Source organism: Nostoc sp. DSM 114160, from assembly GCF_053470305.1.
The window spans coordinates 307548-327754 of sequence record NZ_JBPFGO010000004.1 but is presented as its reverse complement, the minus strand read 5'-3'; the positions used below and the strand labels follow the sequence as shown (position 1 = coordinate 327754).

General features: G+C 40.1%; 11 protein-coding genes and 2 pseudogenes. 11 read left to right on the top strand and 2 right to left on the bottom strand.

The annotated features are described in order from the left end of the window. Positions 1-71 precede the first annotated feature (71 nt). From NSTCB13_RS33260 to NSTCB13_RS33235, 6 genes are all read left to right on the top strand, one after another. Positions 72-764: a glycosyltransferase family 2 protein gene (locus NSTCB13_RS33260; RefSeq protein ID WP_448275288.1), complete on the top strand. Its 693-nt coding sequence runs from the start codon at positions 72-74 to the stop codon at positions 762-764. Positions 765-802: 38 nt separating this feature from the next. Beyond that, complete coding sequence (locus NSTCB13_RS33255) at positions 803-2059, top strand: glycosyltransferase family 4 protein (RefSeq protein ID WP_448275287.1); 1257 nt, start codon at positions 803-805, stop codon at positions 2057-2059. A gap of 181 nt (positions 2060-2240) precedes the next feature. Then, positions 2241-3599, top strand: coding sequence for a hypothetical protein (locus NSTCB13_RS33250; RefSeq protein ID WP_448275285.1), 1359 nt, complete (start codon positions 2241-2243; stop codon positions 3597-3599). Between the two features lies 1 nt (position 3600). Next, entirely contained in the window at positions 3601-4365 is a 765-nt protein-coding gene (locus NSTCB13_RS33245; protein ID WP_448275283.1) for a glycosyltransferase family 2 protein, read from the top strand. Positions 4366-4495: 130 nt separating this feature from the next. Next, positions 4496-5476: a glycosyltransferase gene (locus NSTCB13_RS33240; RefSeq protein WP_448275281.1), complete on the top strand. Its 981-nt coding sequence runs from the start codon at positions 4496-4498 to the stop codon at positions 5474-5476. Between the two features lie 38 nt (positions 5477-5514). Further along, complete coding sequence (locus NSTCB13_RS33235) at positions 5515-6411, top strand: glycosyltransferase (protein WP_448275279.1); 897 nt, start codon at positions 5515-5517, stop codon at positions 6409-6411. A 250-nt stretch (positions 6412-6661) separates the two neighbouring features. On the opposite strand, the gene NSTCB13_RS33230 is transcribed toward NSTCB13_RS33235, so the two are convergent. Beyond that, on the bottom strand, positions 6662-7786 hold the full coding sequence (locus NSTCB13_RS33230) for a glycoside hydrolase family 2 TIM barrel-domain containing protein (RefSeq protein WP_448275278.1): 1125 nt from the start codon (positions 7784-7786) through the stop codon (positions 6662-6664). Positions 7787-8903: 1117 nt separating this feature from the next. Between NSTCB13_RS33230 and NSTCB13_RS33225 the strand changes: the two are divergent. The 4 genes and pseudogenes from NSTCB13_RS33225 (at position 8904) to NSTCB13_RS33210 (ending at position 14074) form a co-directional block, all read left to right on the top strand. Further along, positions 8904-12217, top strand: a pseudogene (locus NSTCB13_RS33225) (phycobilisome rod-core linker polypeptide). A 385-nt stretch (positions 12218-12602) separates the two neighbouring features. Beyond that, a complete protein-coding gene (apcA, locus tag NSTCB13_RS33220) occupies positions 12603-13091 on the top strand; it encodes an allophycocyanin subunit alpha (protein WP_322698411.1) in 489 nt (162 codons plus the stop codon). Between the two features lie 65 nt (positions 13092-13156). Further along, positions 13157-13645, top strand: coding sequence for an allophycocyanin subunit beta (gene apcB / locus NSTCB13_RS33215; protein WP_104908010.1), 489 nt, complete (start codon positions 13157-13159; stop codon positions 13643-13645). A 222-nt stretch (positions 13646-13867) separates the two neighbouring features. Then, the gene (locus NSTCB13_RS33210) at positions 13868-14074 is read left to right on the top strand and encodes a phycobilisome linker polypeptide (RefSeq protein WP_094349821.1); all 207 of its coding nucleotides are present in this window, start codon (positions 13868-13870) and stop codon (positions 14072-14074) included. A gap of 81 nt (positions 14075-14155) precedes the next feature. Here NSTCB13_RS33210 and NSTCB13_RS33205 read toward each other — a convergent pair whose 3' ends face one another. After that, positions 14156-14404, bottom strand: a complete 249-nt coding sequence (locus NSTCB13_RS33205; RefSeq protein ID WP_448266978.1) for a hypothetical protein — start codon at positions 14402-14404, stop codon at positions 14156-14158. A gap of 337 nt (positions 14405-14741) precedes the next feature. On the opposite strand from NSTCB13_RS33205, the pseudogene NSTCB13_RS33200 reads away from it, so the two are divergent. Next, positions 14742-20119: pseudogene (locus NSTCB13_RS33200) on the top strand (trifunctional serine/threonine-protein kinase/ATP-binding protein/sensor histidine kinase). Positions 20120-20207 lie beyond the last annotated feature (88 nt).

Sequence of the window (20207 nt, the reverse complement as noted above, 5' to 3'; positions counted from 1 at the left end):
CGCGATCGATAATCGAGCGCGTAGACTGGCCCTGCGAAGTCTTAACCAATTATTCTGACATCAATCTGGGAATGAAGCAGCGAGAAGCTACTGCTTTTTCTTGGGTATTTGACATTGTTGAAGAAGCTATTCTTCTGGAAGACGACTGTTTACCTCATCCGACATTTTTTCCCTATTGCGAAGAATTATTGAGGTATTACCGTCACGATCAGCGGGTTATGACAATTTCTGGAGATAATACCCCCTTGGGCAATCCTAGAAATCGGCAGACTCAGGATAGCTATTACTTTTCAATTTATGCCCGAACATGGGGATGGGCAACCTGGCGTAGGGCATGGCAACATTACGATCTGGAAATGAAAAAATGGTCAACCATTCGCGACGAGGGTTGGCTAGAAGACATTCTTAGAGATTCTAGAGAAGTCCAATTTTGGCAAAACCAATTTCAATCTACCTATGATGGTTTTGATACTTGGGACTATCAATGGATGCTCTGTTCCTGGTTACAAAATGCCTTGAGCATTATCCCCACAGTTAATTTGATTAGCAATCTGGGATTCGATCTGGATGGAACCAATACTACAGATCGAGGCGATCCACGCTCCAATGTTCCGACACAACCTATGGAATTTCCATTACAACATCCGCCCTTCACGATCCCAGATCGCCAAGCCGATCGCTTCACAAGACAAAATGTTTATATGCCAAGTCTCTTGAAACGTGTCCAGAGAAAGCTCAGAAAAACATTCAAAAATTTCAAATAATTTGTCAATCTCTTAATGTTTAATCATTGAATCTATTTATGCAAATTATTCATACTAGTTATTCTGATTTATCTGGAGGTGCTGCTCGTGCAGCTTACCGGATTCATCGTTGTCTGTTACAGGCAGAAATAGACTCTCGGATGCAAGTTTTGTCAAAAATTTCTGACGATCCAACAGTTAGAGGTAATTCATTAAAAATCGGAAGAATAACAACAGAAATCCGTACAGGTATTGGTTTATTAGCCAAAAAAACCATCAAAAGTTCCGATCCAACGCGTTTTTCAGCGGGGATTCTTCCTTCTAATTGGGTAAAATCTTTCCATGCCTCTGATGCAGATGTGATAAATCTTCATTGGGTAGGTGCAGAGACTTTATCCATTAGTGAAATTGGTCAGATTCGTAAACCAATAGTGTGGACGTTTCACGATATGTGGGCATTTTGTGGAGCAGAGCACTATGCAAACGATGGACTTAATGCTCGCTGGCGTGAGGGTTATCGAGCAGACAATCGTCCCCAAGACGAGTCTGGTTTCGATTTAAATCGTTGGACTTGGGAACGCAAGCAACGTCACTGGAAACATCCTTTCCATATTGTTTGTCCTAGTAACTGGCTAGCAGATTGCGTTCGCAATAGTGCATTGATGGCAGATTGTCCCGTCTCAGTAATACCAAATCCCTTAGATATAGATAGCTTTCGCCCGATTGAAAAAACATTAGCACGACAGCTTTTGAATTTACCTCAACAGCGATCGTTAATTTTATTTGGTGCCTTGGGTGGAACTAACGATCCTCGCAAAGGTATTGATTTATTATTACAAGCCATCAGTTTTCTTGAAACTCAACAGTTAAAAGATATTGAAATAGTAATTTTTGGACAATCAACTCCAGCACAAGTTCCTAAATTGGGTTTCCCACTTCGATACACAGGACATCTTGCTGATGATATTTCTCTCGCTCTACTCTATTCTGCTGCTGATGTTTTTGTTGCACCTTCTAGACAAGATAACTTACCAAATACAGTTGTTGAAGCAATAGCCTGTGGTACTCCTACTGTTGCCTTCAAAATTGGAGGAATGCCTGATTTAATTCAGCATAGGGTGTCAGGTTATTTGGCACAACCATACGAAGCAGAAGATTTAGCAACAGGAATTCAATGGGTTCTACAGCAACAAAAGGAAAGTAAATCTCTTAGTTTAGCAGCCCGTCGTCATGCAGAATATATGTTTGACCCAGTTCGGATCGCACAGCAGTACGTTGCGGTTTATAAGGAAGCAATGAATATACAAAAAAAGTGAGTGAGTAACTATATAGGGCTTGTTGAAAAACCCCGCACTGTGGATTTAGAATTCACGCAGCTTGATAAATACTAGTTTCGTAACAGAGTCTCATCAAATTCATTTAGCAACCTCTCAAAGAAAGTGCAAGGGTTTTGAGTCTATAGAGGTGATAATGTTGCACTTATAATATCTAAAAATTATGCTTCTTAAATTCATCCCAGAAACAAATAAAATTCATTCAATACATAAAGTTTTTTCTTTATTTGGCAATTTAAAAAATTTTGTTTTGATATTTGGTCTAGCTATTTGGGCTATTATTCCGTTATTAGGTGTAGTTTTTATACTTGCATATTGCCAAATTAATATCTCCCAAAACAAAATAGTCGGAAACCAAAAACGTATACTTAATATATTTCCAATCTTACTAGTTTTATTTACAATTACTACATATATAGCCAGCTTTGAGCCATTTCAAGATACAATTGTATATCTTGATATTTATTCTTCGCTTCAGAAAGAAACAGGGTTGACTATTCCAGATATCGAACTAGAACCAGTCTCTTTCATTTTGCCTAAATATTTGAGTGTATTAATAGGGCCTAGTCAACTGAGTTTTTTATTCCTTCAATCTTTGAGCATGAATACGGCTTTTACCGTTTTCTCCATGCTATTCATGCCCGATTTTTATCCATTAATCATATTAATTAATGTCACGACTCAAGGATACTATTTTCAACTATTTTGGATGAGGCAAATTTATTCGTGGATATTTATAATACCTGCTATTTATGTTGATAGTTTTGTGATTGCTTGTCTTTGTATATATGTCGGTTATTGGACACACAAATCTTCTTTGATGTATATTTTTGGCATATTACCTGGACTATTCAAGTATAAATTTATTAATGCATTAAATCCATTAAAATCCTTTTCTAAATATTTTAATAACAGATTTAGTATTATTATTTGTTTTGGCTCGATATTTCTATTTTCATCAGTAATAATGAAATCACTGCTAGATTTGACAAGTTCATTGTCATCTTTTGATGGTTCTGTATCTCAAAGAATCGATATTTATGGCGGTGGCGGTGATAACTACAGTCTTGGAGATAAAATTAAAAATCAAATACGTCCTATTCTTGATTATATTATTATCTCTATATTTATCTTGAGAACTGATATAAACAAAATAAATAGAGTATATAGCAAAACCAATAGAAGATATATAAGATGGATTACAACATTCTTTTTGCTTTTCTTACTTTATTTTGGGTCTTTGACATATGGATTTAATTTGAGAATTACCAGTATCTTTTTTTGCATTCCTGGTTTTTTTTATATTATTGCTCTTTCTTCAAACAAACTTGATGGTGCCTATAGTTATGATACTTTTATATTTATATTGGCAATTGTTTTCAGGATGATTTACTTTTTTGTTAGTATCACACTTCCTCAAAGCTACCTAACTTTTTGGAATGGTGAACCGTTAACTACACCAATCAGTGAATATTTTTACCTTTTTTATCAGTTTGTATTAAACCTAATTAATCATAACTAATATGAATAATTGTCAAGTATCAATAGTGACGATATCCAAAAATAATTACCAAGGATTACAAAAAACCTTACAATCAGTCAAAGAACAAGACTATAAAATGATAGAGCATATTGTTATTGACGGAGATTCTTTTGATGGAAGTAAAGAGTTTTTAGATTCATATATCCATTCTAAAAATTATATTTATTTGTCAGAACTAGATAATGGGATATCTAGCGCATTTAATAAAGGTTTACAAAAAAGTAATGGGGATTTAATTTTCTTCTTAAACGCGGGAGATGTATTCTTTTCCAAAACAGTGATTTCTGAAGTTGTGCAAAGCTATATGCAACATAAATGGAAATGTGCTATTGGTGTCACTGTCACTACAAGTTTTGCTGGAGAAACCATATTTTATCGTCCGCCGCAACTTTCATCGAAATTTCTAAAATATTTTATGTTTTTACCACACCAGGGGTTTTTCTGTGAAACTTCTCTACATAAGAATTACAAATACAATGAATCTCTAAAAATTTCTATGGATTACGAGTTATTTCTGCGAATGCTCAAAAATATAACAATCTTTTATTTACCTACAATAATATCAATACGCGAACCTGGAGGTATTTCTAGCCAAACTCAAAAGAGAATTAGTGAACATTCACAAATACGTTTGATTTACGCTAATAAAATACATGAAAAATTGATAATTAGCATTTTAAATACATTAATTCTACTTAAAAACTATCTCAAAATTGATTCACTTTTTGCATCAAAAAATGAATAAATCAAATATTATATTAGCGAATATTTACTAAAATTGCGTTTTGATCCATTTGTGAATTATGCATATAATATATCTTTTTAGACCGAAAAATCCCAGAGTACATCATTGCTCAGAATCTTTTTACAAAGCAATGACACTAAATACTGGTTTTGATATAGCTAGTTATTCCGTAAAATACTTGTATTCCGTCACTTTACGAGAAATTTGGCCATTAATCAAACAGTTCGTGAGCCTAAATAAGGAAGAAGAAATCTCAGTATTTTTCTTTTTAATTCAGTTAGATTATTTAGTATTAGCTTTACTTGTAAAAATTATTACTAAAGTTTTAAATAAGAACTTAAAAATTTTTTATTTAATGCATGAACCTAAATTTGAAAAAGGAAGAATTAACCCTTTAAAAGCATATATTGTATTTTTATATCATTTAATTTTTGGTTATATAGGAGATAAAATATTATTGCCTAGCAATGAGGCATTTTTGAAAGCAAAAGACTTTGTTAATAATGATAAGCTTTACAAGTTAAACTTATCATTTCTTTCTCTACCAGAAAATATTTTACAGAACAATTTAACACAACTAAAGTATAGTTGGGATAGAGAAAAAACTTTTTTATTGTTAGGTCGAGCAGATAGAGATAAAAACCCTCAAGGATTTTTATCTCTAGCAAGTATAATTAACAAAGATTACCCAAAACAAGCGAGATTTATTCGGGGTGGAAGTGAGAGGAATATACAAGTTAACTACGACGAAAAATTAATAATTAGATTTCCTGGCTTCATTTCAAATAGTGCTAAAAGTTTCCTACTTGGTTTAAGCCACTTTGTTGTGATTCCCTACTCATTCTCAACTCAAAGTGGTGTGGTGACAGAAGCTTTGAGTTATGGAAAGCTTTTAATTATTAATGATATTCCTACTTTTTCATATTTAAAAGGTCTAAGTTTTGTCTTTTTTACTGATTTTAATGACGAAAGCTCAATGTCAAAATGTATCCATGATGTATTTAGTATGGACATAAATGATTATGAAACCCGCTATTGGGAAGCAATAAGATACTTCCAAGAAAATCATTCAGAAGCTTATCTTTCAAAAACCTTGCAAGAAATTTTATAAACACATTTTTGTTTTTGATACAGAGGTGAAATATATCCATGTCGAATACAGTACCTACAGTTTCTAGCAACATACAGCCAAGCATTACAGTGGGTATTCCTTTTTACCAAGGTAGCAATATTGCACATCTTCGTGCTGCTATTGACTCTATCTTATGGCAAAGTGTACCAGCAAAGGAAATTCATTTAATTCAGGATGGTTTGGTTTCAAAAAATTTGGAGGAAACTATTAATGAATATACTGCAACTTATCCTCATATAAAACACCTCTTAATTTCTCAAAACATGGGTTTAGCTCATGCACTTAATATCTCTATATTAAACTCTTCATCTACATACTACGCAAGAATGGACTCTGATGACATTGCACATCCAGACCGATTAAGCAAACAAATAGATTTTTTAGAAAGCAACTTAGATATTGACATTTTAGGTACTTGGGCTTTTGTCTTTGAGGATGAATTTCCAAGAGAAAATTGCTCAATTAGGATAATGCCTGTATGTAATCAGGAGATACATGCACTGTTTCATTATCAAAATCCGTTAATACATCCATCTGTGATGTTTAGAAGTAGCGTTTTTGCTAAAACAGGACTTTATAACATAGAATTTCGTTCTGAATGTGATTTAGAATTGTGGGCAAGAGCATTGAAATTGAGAGTTGGTATTTCAAATTTATCTGAACCTTTACTTTATTATAGAAATACAGGCGTTATAAGTAGAAGGTCTGCGGCTTTAGGACAGCAAATTAAAGCACGATATCAATACAATACTCTTTCACTAAAATTAAATATTCTCAAAGTAATGTCTTTACTATTTCGCATTCTTCCTTATAAAATGCAAGTTTGGGGATACAAAAAGTTTAAAAAAGAGAGCAATTTTAATCAAAATGCTGGCGAATTTTTAGTTAAATATAAATCGAATATTTCTAATTAATTATATTCAAACTATAGGTATTAATTATTACCATAAAAATTGGTTTATTTAATATCATATCTATTTAATCTCTATAAAAAATATTTATCATACTCTATCTCTCAGTATAACAAGGGAATTAAACATAAAATATATTTAATTACGCCACATAGCTCAAACTTCTTCATCCCTACTTCTCGGAGTTAATAAATATGGGATAAGAAGTTTGGAGAATTTAGATGTCTTATATTTAATTACTAAGCTTATTAACTTATTTTACTTGATACAACTTTACTTCATAAGGATTTAAACGAGTACTGAAACTTGCATTAGGAAATAGGTTATTAATAGTTTTTTCATTAAAAGTAACTATTTTACCAGCTAAACTCTGAGTCAGTTTTATTACGAAATTTATTGGAGTCGAAGTGTGATTAACAGCTATAATTAAAGATTTTGTAGTATTAGGAATAGGAAATAATTTAACTTCTATATTTGGGTTGTTTACTTGTACTGGATTACTTAAATCTTCTCCTCTAACGATTGCAGGAATGTAATCTCGGAATTCTTTAATAGTAGGATACAAAACTGATTCATTCCAGAAAGGTGAAGAGAGATAGTGTATCCAAAATAGCAGTCCATCAGCCCCTGTAAGGACTGATAAATAAAACATATAGCGAAATTCTAACTTTGTTGGTAATCGAAAATCGGTCTGATTTCCTTTATAAGCTTGTATTACGTTCCAAAACTTTTTGTTTTTAACATCAGCAAGGGAAATGACATCGTAGAGTGCTTTTCGGTAAAATGATACCCATTGAAATTCTCTAACCCCGTATTTACAAGGATAACAATCCCACATCACTATATCCATTGCATCGCTGTAAGGTTCAATTTTTTCTATTTTGTGAAAAACTAATGCTACTGGCTTTGATTTATCTTCTTCCTTAATAGCTTTGTATACCTTTTTTAACAAATTTGGAGAAATTGGTCTAGGTTGTTTCATTTCTGGTTCATCATAAAGATACCAAGCATAAACGGAAGGATGGTTTTTATAAGTACGAATAAAGTCTTTTACTCCTGAAATATTTTCTGATTCGATTAAAGGACGAGGAATCTCAAGCAGAATTTTTATTGGTGTTTTTTTAGAAGCATCCAAAAATGCCTGGATTTTTGCCTTACCTTCTTTTTCAACATAGGGCATTAATAAGTCAATTCCTTTAGAAGATGCTTTGAGTGGTACATCTATATTATTGATATTGTCATACCATCCTAAGAAAAAGGGTAAACTTCGTTTTCGATTAGTTAAATATTTTTTGGGATTTAAACTGACAAGTATGCTGCTAGTACTAGCTAATAAAAAACCAGGAATTAAAGCTATAAATTTACGTCGCGTTATCATTAGCAAATATTAAATTTCAGAACAAGCTTAATTAAACATCACATTGATTGGTTTGGCAATATTTGATATTATCTATGAACCATTGCAACTTATTCAAGGACATTTGAGTACATACCTTATAGCTCAGTAGCGATGTAAGCAAACGTTTGTCTGCGATCAAACTGGTCACGTCCAATTTTGGTGATATCTGCTGGTTATATGAAAATCATTAGCAATATTTAGAATTATAAATATGTTGTAACGGTTTCACTGCGTTAGCATTTTTTGTAGTGAATTTGAAGCGATCGCTACCACTAACAGTTATGCTTTCTTTAGTCACTGTCTCTTTTTAAAAAGTGACATTAATATACAAGTATAACTTTATACATTTAATTGAGTATCGTCGTAGTGGTGGGCTTCACTGTTGTATACCAGAGTTGGTATTTGAAATCTAGTCTTTGCTCACTTGACAACGGTGCTGATATTTTCTCTGGAAGCGCATTTGCCGGAGTGACAGCGAAAATAATTGCGATCGCACATAGGTTAGCATTGAATCAATAGTTAAATTTAAAACTTTTGTTCTTAGCATTTACCCTTAATCTTAATACTGACTATTTCCAGATTAAACTACCACACATTAAAAATTATTTATCCTTTAGTGTCAGTTTTAACATGCCTTTACTTGTAACAAAAATCACTTAAAATCGACGAATAACCACTGGACAGTGACTAAGTGCAACCTTTAATTAATGCATATAGCCAATTCTTTGCCTGCCTCTGCGCTTCCCTCTGTGCCCCTACCCTTCCAGAAGGCGAAGTGCCTATGCCTTTAAATAAAAAAGAAATCGGTAGACAGTTCCTAACCTACGACTAAGTTACAAAACTTAGACTTAATCTCAGATAAACTGGGGTATGCACTTTTAAGACTGGAGATGAAGATACAGGTTCTACATACTTCTTAATAAATCCGCCTTGAGAACGCAAAACGTTCTAATCTAAAAGCTAACTGGGTTAATTTACTGGCAGTTTTGCAGGCAAAACTCTCAAGCTCATAAAGCATAGACACGTCGATGTGTCAAGCCTCAAAACAATCCAGACTTAACATATAAACGCTTATGATGGGAGTTTTACAAATCCGATGAGTGTTAAGGCGAGTGGTGGAAGCTCGGTTGCGCGTCCGCAACTATATCAAACCCTAACTGTATCCACAATTACCCAAGCGGAGCAGCAAGACCGTTTCCTGGGAAGTGGTGAACTAAATGAACTGGCAAGCTATTTTGCATCTGGTGCAAAACGTCTAGAAATTTCTCAGACGTTGACCGACAATGCCGAGATTATTGTGTCTCGAGCTGCTAACCGAATTTTTGTCGGTGGTTCGCCAATGGCTTTTTTAGAAAAGCCCAAAGAAGTAGAAATAGTACCTGTTAGTGCTGTTGCCGGTGCTAATGTTCAGCAAGGGATGCAACTGGGAACTGTAACCTACGTTGAAAGTCGTGGCGGGTTCTTAGAAAATTTACGCTCAATATTTAACTCATCCCCCAGCGGCCCGACACCTCCAGGTTTCAGACCAATTAACATTGCTCGATATGGCCCAAGCAACATGGCCAAGAGCTTGCGGGATTTATCCTGGTTCTTGCGCTACGCTACTTATGCGATCGTTGCTGGCGACCCCAACATCATAGCGGTGAATACAAGGGGTTTGCGGGAAATCATTGAAAATGCCTGCTCTGGAGAAGCCACGCTAGTAGCTTTACAAGAAATCAAAGCTGGGGCACTTTCATTTTTCCGCAACGATGCTGAGGGTACAGAAATTGTGTCTCAGTACATGGATGTTTTGTTAACAGAATTCAAAGCAGCCACACCTTCAAATAAACTGCGCCAACGTCCTTCTAGCGACCAGCAAGGGTTAGAATTGCCGCAAATCTACTTCAATGCCTCAGAACGTCGTCCCAAGTTTGTGATGAAGACTGGGTTATCCAGTAGCGAAAAAAATGAGGTAGTGAAAGCGGCCTATCGACAAATCTTTGAGCGCGACATTAGCCGTGCTTATAGTTTGTCCATATCTGACCTAGAATCCAAGGTGAAGAATGGCGACATCTCGATGAAAGAGTTTGTCCGTCGTTTAGCTAAATCTCCCCTTTACCAAAAACAGTTTTACCAGCCTTTTATTAACAGCCGAGTCATCGAACTAGCTTTCCGTCACATTTTAGGACGGGGCCCAAGTAGCCGAGAAGAAGTACAAAAATACTTCTCGATTATTTCTAATGGTGGTCTACCAGCCTTAGTAGATGCCTTAGTAGATTCTGCTGAATACGGCGACTATTTTGGCGAAGAAACAGTACCCTACCTGCGGGGTCTAGGTCAAGAAGCACAAGAATGTCGCAACTGGGGGCCTCAGCAAGACCTGTTTAACTACAGTGCGCCTTTCCGCAAGATACCTCAGTTCATCACCACATTTGCGGCTTACGAGCAACCGCTACCAGATCAACATCCCTACGGTTCTGGTAACGACCCCTTGGAAATTCAGTTTGGGGCGATTTTCCCGAAAGAAACTCGCAACCCCAGTACCAGTCCGGCTCCTTTTAGCAAGGATACCAAACGCATCCTGATTCACCAAGGAGCAGGGATTAATAACCAAAATAGTAATCCCAAAGCGCGGGGTGAAGCTCCTGGTACCCTTGGTCCCAAGGTGTTCAAATTAGACCAACTGCCTGGTACTAGAGGTAAAAAGGCTCCCAAAAGTTCTAGTATCAGATACTCCGAAAGCTCCACGCAAGCAGTAATTAGAGCTGCTTACCTGCAAGTTTTTGGTCGCGATGTCTACGAAGGTCAGCGCCCGAAGGTATTAGAAATCAAGCTGGAAAATGGTGACATCTCAGTACGGGAATTTATCCGTGCTTTGGCTAAGTCGGATGTCTTCCGCAATCTGTACTGGTCATCGCTGTATGTTTGTAAAGCGATCGAGTATATTCACCGCCGCTTGTTGGGGGTCGTCCGACTTATGGTCGTCAAGAAATCAACAAGTACTTTGATATTGCTTCAAAACAGGGCTTTTACGCGGTGGTTGATGCCATTATTAACAGCGTAGAATACAGCGAAGCCTTTGGTGAAGATACAATTCCTTACGAACGGTATCTGACTCCTGGTGGTGTAGCAGGGCGACAATTACGTGTTGGTAGCATTCGTGATGATATTGCCGCGAAAGTCCAGAAGGAGGTAACACCAAGCTTTGTGACACTGGGTACAGTGACAGAAAAGCGGTCAGAACCAGATATTCAATTCCGCATTAACCAAGGTGTTAGCAAGCAACGGGAACAAACCAAAATCTTCAAATTGGTGGCGAATACTACTGACAAGGTTGCAGTCAAAACTTTGATCAGCGCTGCCTATCGTCAGATATTTGAGCGGGATATTGCACCATACATCGCCAAAAACGAATTTAGCAAATGGGAAAGCAAGCTGGGGAATGGCGAAATTAGCGTGAAGGAATTTATTGAAGGTTTGGGTTACTCTAACCTCTACCTGAAAGAGTTCTACACACCTTACCCCAACACCAAAGTGATTGAGTTAGGAACCAAACACTTCTTGGGACGTGCGCCATTAGACCAAGCAGAAATCCGCAAGTATAACCAAATTTTGGCTACTCAAGGTATTCGTGCCTTTATTGGTGCTTTGGTAGATAGTGTGGAATATAACCAGGTGTTTGGTGAAGATACGGTTCCTTACCGCCGCTTCCCGACCCTGCCAGCGGCAAACTTCCCCAATACAGAGAAGCTTTACAACCAGCTGACCAAGCAAAATGATGACGTGGTTGTACCAAGCTTTAAGCCAGTACAAGCCCGTGTCGGAGTTAGTAACGATACACCGCTTTTGGCACAGGCGATCGCAGATATCGCAGCCCAAACAAATGGTCAGCCATCCTTTGCTGAACTGGGTCGTTCCTACAACGATGCTAGCGGACAAACGGTGGAACAGGGTGTGCGTAAACATGCACGTATTTACCGTTTAACAGAAAACACCAACCAAGACGAAAAACAACAGGCAATCAACGCCATTTATCGTCAAGTCTTGGATATATTTAGCGGTGAAGTGCCTGATAATTTCCGTCGCACTGACCTAGATAGCAAACTCCAAAATGGTGAAATTTCCGTGCGGGAGTTTGTGCGCGAACTAGCTAGTTCCCAAATCTATCGCCAGCGCTTCCTATCACCTTATCCTCATACCAAGGTCATTGAGTTCCTCTTCCGTCATCTGTTGGGGCGTACACCCGCAACTCAGGAAGAAATTGTGCAATACAACAACTTGCTAACCAATAGTGGTTTGTCAGCCGTTGTAGAAGCAATAGTCGAAAGCCCAGAATATAGCCGCTACTTCGGTGAAGATGTTGTACCTTACAACCGCTTCCCATCTGTGCCAGTAGGTAACTACCTTGGCAGTGTAGCGGTTGATTAAGGAGTAAGGAGTCCAAAATAGGGAATAGGGTACAGATTATTTACTGTTCCCTATCCCCTGTAACCTATCCCCTGTCCCCTTCGTAACCTTTCGTAATCCCGCTCTCAGATTGCAGTTAGAACAGCAAATTCTGAAAAGCAATATTACAAAGTATTAAGAGCAGTCATAAATGCTCAACAGAATGCCGGAAAATGTTTTGCGGAAGGTAACTGAGTTTGAAAGCTTGTGTACTTATGTTGACTCAAGCAAACTCGTAATTTATTAGCCGTAGCAGTTGTAAAATTGTTGTGTCTAAAAGGACGAAAAAACAAACTCAGTAAACCAAACTCAAAGTCGCACCAGTTTAATCAAATCCTGGTTTCATTCGTATTGGAGGAATCCATTAATGAGTATCGTCACGAAAGCTATCGTGAATGCTGATGCAGAAGCTCGCTACCTCAGCCCTGGTGAGTTAGATCGGATCAAGTCCTTTGTTACAAGTGGTGAGCGCCGGGTGCGGATTGCTCAAGTTTTGTCAGAAAATCGCGAACGGCTTGTTAAGCAAGCTGGCGATCAACTGTTCCAAAAGCGTCCTGATGTTGTGTCTCCTGGTGGTAACGCTTACGGTCAAGAATTGACTGCTACTTGTCTGCGTGACCTAGATTATTATCTCCGTCTCGTTACCTACGGTATCGTTGCTGGTGATGTCACCCCCATCGAAGAAATTGGTGTTATTGGTGCCCGTGAACTGTACAAGTCCTTGGGAACTCCTATCGATGGTGTTGCTGAAGGTATTCGCGGACTGAAGAATGGCTCTGCATCACTGCTCTCTGGTGATGAAGCTAGTGAAGCTGCTGGCTACTTCGACTACCTAGTTGGTGCCCTTCTAGGATAGGGTAAAGCTGTTTACCTACTTAAACAGAAGTATTGCAATACGGTTGGAAATAAGGAATTAACAACATGGCTCAAGACGCAATTACCGCTGTCATTAACTCCGCAGACGTTCAAGGTAAATATCTAGACTCTTCTGCTTTAGAGAAGCTAAAAGGCTACTTCTCTACTGGCGAACTGCGGGTACGTGCTGCTAGCACCATCAGCGCTAACGCTGCTGCGATCGTCAAAGAAGCTGTAGCAAAATCTTTGCTATACTCTGACATCACCCGTCCCGGCGGCAATATGTACACCACCCGCCGCTATGCTGCTTGCATCCGTGATTTGGATTATTACCTCCGCTATGCCACCTACGCTATGTTGGCTGGCGATCCTTCGATCCTAGACGAGCGTGTGCTCAATGGCTTGAAGGAAACCTACAACTCCTTAGGTGTTCCCGTTGGTGCTACCGTACAAGCTATCCAAGCAATCAAAGAAGTAACCGCCAGTTTGGTAGGTTCTGATGCTGGTAAGGAAATGGGCGTTTACTTAGACTATATCTCCTCTGGCTTAAGCTAAGAACTAGTTTGCGCTTAAGAATTTAGGTGCGGCTTTATTAAGGTCTGGAAATCAGCCGTGAGTGCTAGAACGTTATATTGCTTATCTTGGTAAATTATCAGTGATGAGTGTTGGTGGTCTAGTATTGATGTTTGATTTCCAGCCTTTGAATGATTAAAAGATTTGCACTCAAGATTTTGAGATAAAAAAGTTTTCACAAGGTATACAGGAGATTTTCAAAATATGTCCCGTTTGTTTAAAATTACTGCTCTAGTTCCTAGCCAAACCCGAATTCGGACTCAACGCGAACTGCAAAATACTTACTTCACTAAGCTAGTTCCTTATGAAAACTGGTTCCGCGAACAGCAACGTATTCAAAAAGCAGGTGGCACAATCATCAAAGTGGAACTAGCAACTGGTAAGCAAGGCGCTAATACTGGCTTGTCGTAATTCTGTAAATAGAATATTATTTTAGGGAATTGGTAAGAGGTCGAGAAAGACCTCTTTTTTATGGCTCAGATTTTATGCAAATCAAAAGTTAAACATATTTAAAAGACGATACCCACGAGTATAAAGTGGAACTGGAGCGTCAGCATTCTTTCTATTCTTAGCTTGTTCAACAGTTTCATCAAACACAATTAGCGTTTCTTTCCCAACCTTCAGGCACTCTTCATAAGGCACACTCATATCTTCTTCAATACCAGCAATATTAGGTGCGACCATTGCCCGATAAGCTTCATTGAAAATTTCTTGCTGGGCCAGTTTCTCTGTATCCTTCAAAGTCAGAATTCTTAGAAGATATTCTTGAACAGATGTTGTCGGAGTTAATTAGATGAGAATTTGTTTACTAAGCATTTTATGTTGAATTGTTTGAATAAGATGCGTCATATATGAATTAGGTTTCGGGGCTAATATGTGTTGCCCGATTTTAGAGAATTAGTATAAGTCGTTTTACTTTTTTATAGTTAATTAATGACATTTTGAGCCAGTAATTTTAGAGCAAAAGATCGCAAATTTGACCATAATTATTAATTTTTGTCTCTAAAAGTTAAAGATAATCTTAAAACGGGAATTCTCTATATAGATAAAAAAAGATTTGTAAATAAAAATAAGATTTATGTTGAGAATCGCTGGTTATCGCATAAACGAGCTAATTTATTCGAGTTCCAATACCCTAGTACATCGCGCTCTTAGGGAATTAGATCGAAAACCAGTCATTATTAAACTACTGCGACACGACTATCCCAGCTTTAGCGAATTGGTGCAGTTTCGCAATCAGTATGCGATCGCGAAAAATCTCGACATCCCAGGCATTGTCCAACCGCTGAGTCTAGAACCATATCAAAATGGCTATGCTTTGGTAATGAAAGACATCGGTGGCATCTCCCTACGCGATCGCATCCAGGCTGCCCCTTTGAGTGTCGAACAATTCTGGCCCATTGCCCTGCAAATTGTAGATATCCTCCACCAGCTATATCAGCAACGGATTATCCACAAAGATATTAAACCAGCCAACATTCTGATTCAACCAGAAACGGGGGAGATTAAGCTGATTGACTTTAGCATCGCCTCCCTATTACCCCGCGAAACCCAAGAGATTCAAAATCCCAACGTTCTAGAAGGCACACTCGCCTATATCTCACCGGAACAAACCGGGCGAATGAACCGGGGAATTGACTATCGCAGCGATTTTTATTCTTTGGGAGTTACGTTTTTTGAACTGCTCGCGGGACAGTTACCATTTCCAGTAGACGAGCCAATGGAAATGGTTCACGCCCATATAGCGAAACAACCACCTTCTATCTGCGATCGCAATCCCGATTTGCCCATCATACTCGGTGAAATCATTCGCAAACTGATGGCCAAGAATGCCGAAGACCGCTATCAAAGCGCCCTCGGTCTCAAGCACGATCTGTTGCGATGCCAGGAAGAATATCATGCTACGGGCAAACTCGCCTGGTTTGATTTAGGGCAAAGGGATATTAGCGATCGCTTTTTGATTCCCGAGAAACTCTACGGACGAGAACAAGAAGTTCAAACCTTACTTGATGCTTTTGGCCGAGTTGCCAACGGAGCCTCCGAACTGATGTTAGTAGCAGGTTTTTCCGGTATTGGCAAAACTGCCGTCGTCAATGAAGTGCATAAGCCGATTGTGCGTTGGCATGGCTATTTCATCAAAGGTAAATACGACCAGTTCAACCGCAATCTGCCGTTTAGTGCCTTTATCCAAGCCTTCCGCGACCTGATGGGTCAACTTCTGAGCAGTGATGACGCACAGTTAGCTGAGTGGAAAGCGAAAATCCTGGCGGCAGTAGGTGACAATGGCCAGGTACTCATCGAGGTGATTCCGGAACTCGAACATGTCATCGGTCAACAACCCCCAGTACCAGAACTCTCCGGTAGTGCTGCTCAGAATCGTTTCAATCTGCTGTTCCAGAAGTTCATCACGGTGTTCACCACGCCAGAGCATCCACTGGTGATTTTCTTAGATGATTTGCAATGGGCTGATTCGGCTTCGCTAAACTTGCTGAAACTACTGCTGACAGAACGCGAGCGCGGTTATTTATTCGTCATCGGAGCTTATCGGGATAACGAAGTGTTCCCGACTCATCCGTTGATGCTGATGCTCGATGAGGTCAAAAAAGCCCAAACCTTTATCCATACCCTCACCCTAGAACCTCTGAGCCAAGCCCATGTGAATCAGTTAACAGCAGATACGCTCAGTTGCTCAACTGAACTGGCTCAACCGCTTTCGGAGTTGGTCTATCAAAAAACCAAGGGGAATCCCTTCTTCCTCACCCAATTTCTCAAAGCACTGTATGAGGACGGCTATATTTGGTTTGACTTCCAGACAGGACATTGGCAATGTGACTTAGCAACGGTGAAGTTACTCGCACTCACGGATGATGTCGTCGAGTTCATGGCACTTCAGTTGCAAAAATTGCCGACTGCCACCCAGACTGCTTTGAAACTGGCAGCTTGCATTGGCGCTCAGTTCGATTTGTCTACCCTGGCGATTGTCAATCAGCGATCGCCCGAAGATACCGCACTCGACCTCTGGAAAGCCTTGCAAGAAGGCATGATTGTGCCTATTAGCGATGTCTATAAGTTCTACCAACCATCAGAACTTCAGGTGGCACAAGTCCAGCAACCATTATCGTTTAACTGTTCCTATCGCTTTCTCCACGATCGCGTCCAGCAAGCTGCCTATTCCCTCATCCCTGACGAGCAAAAACAGACGACTCATTACCAAATCGGACAACTTCTACTGCAACAAGTTTCCCCCAGCCGCCAGAGAAGAGCGCATTTTTGAAATCGTCAATCAGTTGAACTATGGAACCACGCTGATTGGAAAACAACACCAACGGGACGAACTCGCTCAACTCAACCTCACGGCTTGCCGCAAAGCCAGAGGCGCAACTGCCTATCAAGCCGCCCGTGAATATGCCACAGTCGGGCTGCAACTGCTGGGAGGGGACGCTTGGCAACGGCAGTATGAAATAACTCTATCCCTGCATGACTTAGCTGCTGAGGTTGCTTTTTTGGCTGGTGCTTTTGAGCAGATGGATGAGTGGATTGAAGCGGTAATCGATCGTGCAAAAACGCCTCTAGAACGAGTGCCAGTCTATCAAGTCAGAATTCAGGCATTAGTCGCCCGCAATCAATTTGTCGAGGCGATTGCGATCGGTCAATCAGTCTTCCGGATGTTGGGCGTAAACTTGCCAGATGAACCAACCCTAGATGATATTCGCCTCCTGAAGCAAGAAATTGATGCTTTAATTGAGGGGTCGTTCCATTGAGTCATTCATTCATCTGCCGAAAATGACCGATCCGCAGCAATTAGCAATTATGCAAAATGCGGCGCGGCTGACACCAGTTTGTTATATGTCCGGCACAAAGCTTTATTTCCTAGTTGTGGCACTCCAGGTCAAATTATCGATTCAATTTGGCAACAGTCCGGTTTCGGCGTTTTGCTACGTAGGTTACGCCTTCCAACTGAGGATGCTGTGGAGCGATATGTCAAAAGTGCCTCAGTTTGGGCAATTAGGATACCAACTCGCCTTAGAACCCGATGCCAAAAACATTCGAGCCGCAACCGCCATGTTAATGGGGGCTTATGTGGGTTCTTGGACAATCCATCTGCAAGACACGCTGCCTATTCTACTAGATGGATATCAAGCCGGGTTGGAAACTGGCAATCTAGAATTTATGGGTTACGATGCCCAGTTGTACTGCTTCAATGCGTATTGGTACGGTCAACCGCTCGCTGAACTCGAACCCCAAATTCGTGCCTATTACCAGCAGTTGTCCGACCTCCACCAAGTCACGGCAGCAAACTGTGTATTGGCTTACTGGCAAGCGGCGCAAATTCTCTTAGGTCAGTCAGAACAAGAAATTCCCTTACGCCAGGATGCCTACGAACAGAAAGTTCTGGATGAGGCAAAAGTCGATTTTTACCGACTATCCTTCTTTTACCTTTATCGCTTCACCTTAAATTACTGGCTGCAAGACTTTGCCAAAGCCCAACACGATGCCGCTCAAACGCGACATTATTTAGCCGGCGGGATGGGAAGTATCGTTGAACCAATCTTTTATTTCTATGATTCTCTGACCATGCTGGCTCATCCTGGTGAATCAATTTCCCCGTCAGAACCGCAATGGCAGCGAATGGAAGAAAATCAAGCTAAGTTAAAAGATTGGGCAGATTATGGCCCCATGAATTACTTGCACAAATATCATTTAGTAGAAGCGGAAAAATATCGCGTTCTCGATCGCAAAACCGAAGCTATAGAATTTTACGATCTGGCGATCGCGGGGGCCAAAGCCAATGGCTATTCTCAAGAAGCAGCCCTTAGCAATGAACTCGCGGCAAAATTCTATCTAAATTGGAACAAAGAGCGCATCGCCCAAACTTACTTGATTGACGCTTACTATGGCTATGCTCGCTGGGGGGCGAAAGCCAAACTCGCTGACTTGGAAACTCGCTATCCCCAACTGCTAGCTCCCATCTTCCAAGGGGCGCAGACACCACTTTCTATTGATGAAACCTTATTTTCCACTGCAACTGTCACCTCGACTAGTAGTTCCTCCACGAGTCTTTCTGATTCTCTGGATCTGGTTGCCATCCTCAAAGCGTCGCAAACTCTTTCCAGTGAAATCGAGCTTGAGCCGTTAATTGCTACTCTCTTGCTGACGGTAATGCAAACCTCTGGTGCGACACAGTGCGCTTTGATGTTGAGTGAGGGGCAAAATCTCACGGTTCAGGCGAGGGCAGAACTTACGGCATCGCGCCAAATCGAAACGCAGATTTTGCATCCAACCCAGTCGCTTGTCGAGAGTGGTATAGTGCCGATCGCTCTGGTAACAAAAGTCAAACGCAGCTTGCAGCCTGCTGTGATTAGCAATGCCGCCCAAGAGCCGCTATTGCTTGGCGATGCGTATATCCAAAATCAACAGCCCAAGAGTCTGCTGTGCAGCCCAATTCTGCAACAGGGCAAGTTGCTGGGCGTAGTCTATCTAGAAAATAACCTGGCAACTGGAGCCTTTACCCGCGATCGCGTTGAGGTACTGAATCTGCTTTGCGCCCAAGCTGCGATTTCACTGGAAAATGCTCGTCTTTATCAGCAAGCCCAAGCATATACTCAACAACTGGAAGAATCTCAGCTTCAGATTGTGCAAGGCGAAAAAATGGCGACTTTGGGTAACTTGGTGGCTGGGGTGGCTCACGAAATTAATAACCCAATTGGCTTTCTCAACGGCAGTATTAACAATGCCAAAGATTATGTACGAGACCTGTGTGAGTATTTAGATACCTATCAGCAGCACCAGCCACCTACGGGTGCGGTGGCCGAATTAGCCGAAGAACTTGACCTGGAGTTTATGTTGGAGGATTTACCTAAATTAATTGACTCGATGAAAGGCGCAACCGATCGCATCAAAAGCATCAGTACGAGCCTGCGTACCTTCTCTCGTGCCGATACAGAACATAAAGTTAAAGCCAACTTGCACGAAGGGTTAGATAGTACGCTGTTGATTCTCAAGTATCGGCTCAAAGGAAATGAAAATCGGCCTGCCATTAAAGTTATCCGTAACTACGGTAATATCCCTGAAATTGATTGCTTCCCCGGTCAGCTTAACCAGGTGTTTATGAACATTCTGGCTAATGCGATTGATATGTTCGATGAAATAGCACAGCAAACAAGCTTTGAAGAGTTAGAAAATCATCCCCAACAAATCGCGATTTCCACTACATTATTATCCGAACAAAATGCGGTTGAAATTCGTATTTCTGACAATGGAAAAGGCATGAATGAATCAGTTAAATCTAAGATTTTTGATCGCTTGTTTACCACTAAAGAGGTTGGCAAGGGAACGGGGTTAGGTTTAGCGATCGCCCGTCAGATTGTCGTCGAGAAACATGATGGTCGGCTGGAAGTTCAGTCCCAATTGGGACAAGGCTCTGAGTTTTCTATCTCCCTCCCGGTTCGGGGTTAAATCAACCATCGCTGCGGCACAGTACAACAACTGTGTTGCAGCCGACAGTTTATACCATTTCACTGATGCTCTGCTATCACGCCACCAC

Bases quoted from the DNA above. Each gene is read 5' to 3' on its own strand.
- apcA (WP_322698411.1), top strand. From the start codon at position 12,603: ATGAGTATCGTCACGAAAGCTATCGTGAATGCTGATGCAGAAGCTCGC.
- NSTCB13_RS33230 (WP_448275278.1), bottom strand. From the start codon at position 7,786: ATGATAACGCGACGTAAATTTATAGCTTTAATTCCTGGTTTTTTATTA.
- NSTCB13_RS33240 (WP_448275281.1), top strand. From the start codon at position 4,496: ATGACACTAAATACTGGTTTTGATATAGCTAGTTATTCCGTAAAATAC.
- NSTCB13_RS33260 (WP_448275288.1), top strand. From the start codon at position 72: ATGAAGCAGCGAGAAGCTACTGCTTTTTCTTGGGTATTTGACATTGTT.
- apcB (WP_104908010.1), top strand. From the start codon at position 13,157: ATGGCTCAAGACGCAATTACCGCTGTCATTAACTCCGCAGACGTTCAA.
- NSTCB13_RS33250 (WP_448275285.1), top strand. From the start codon at position 2,241: ATGCTTCTTAAATTCATCCCAGAAACAAATAAAATTCATTCAATACAT.
- NSTCB13_RS33210 (WP_094349821.1), top strand. From the start codon at position 13,868: ATGTCCCGTTTGTTTAAAATTACTGCTCTAGTTCCTAGCCAAACCCGA.
- NSTCB13_RS33235 (WP_448275279.1), top strand. From the start codon at position 5,515: ATGTCGAATACAGTACCTACAGTTTCTAGCAACATACAGCCAAGCATT.
- NSTCB13_RS33245 (WP_448275283.1), top strand. From the start codon at position 3,601: ATGAATAATTGTCAAGTATCAATAGTGACGATATCCAAAAATAATTAC.
- NSTCB13_RS33255 (WP_448275287.1), top strand. From the start codon at position 803: ATGCAAATTATTCATACTAGTTATTCTGATTTATCTGGAGGTGCTGCT.